The organism is Psychrobacter sp. FME5 (assembly GCF_014861375.1).
Lineage (GTDB): Bacteria > Pseudomonadota > Gammaproteobacteria > Pseudomonadales > Moraxellaceae > Psychrobacter.
In genome coordinates this window covers 1-574 of the sequence record NZ_RRYX01000264.1, presented here as the reverse complement: position 1 = coordinate 574, position 574 = coordinate 1, and the positions used below count along the sequence as shown (strand labels likewise).

At 41.6% G+C, this 574-nt stretch carries 1 protein-coding gene; it reads left to right on the top strand.

All coding sequences use genetic code 11. From position 1 onward, the window contains the following. Positions 1–568: transposase (locus EI161_RS14620; RefSeq protein ID WP_192530025.1), on the top strand; the 568-nt coding region annotated here is incomplete at its 5' end. Positions 569–574 lie beyond the last annotated feature (6 nt).

Below are 574 nucleotides of genomic sequence, written 5' to 3'. Positions count from 1 at the left end.
ATTGGTATTTAAAACGGTGCTTATGGACAGCTGGTATGCCACTAAAGATATCATGCTGACCATTGATGGCTTAGGTAAAATCTTTTACTGTCCGCTTAAGAGCAACCGTTTGGTTGATGATTCTAAGGGGCAACGCGCTTATACCTCAGTCAGTGCTTTACAATGGACTGAGGCCGAACAAGATAATGGCAAATTAATTAAGATCAATAAATTTCCTAAAGACTATAAAGTGCAACTGTTTCGGGTTGTGGTGAGTACTCACCGCACGGATTGGGTCGTAACCAACGATACCACTCAAACAAATCGTGATGACGTACAACAGGTGTGCGCCATACGCTGGAAAATTGAGCAGTTTCATCGTGAGATTAAGCAATTAACAGGTATAGAGTCTAATCAGTGTCGAAAAGCACGTATTCAGCGCAATCATATTTGCTGTTCTATATTAGTTTGGATAAGTTTGACCCGTATTGCTAGGCAGACAAAGAAAACGGTATATCAGTTAAAACATGGCTTGCTGGATGACTATCTCTGCGAGCAGTTACGCTCGCCTAGACTGATTGTTGCGTAAGTCCTA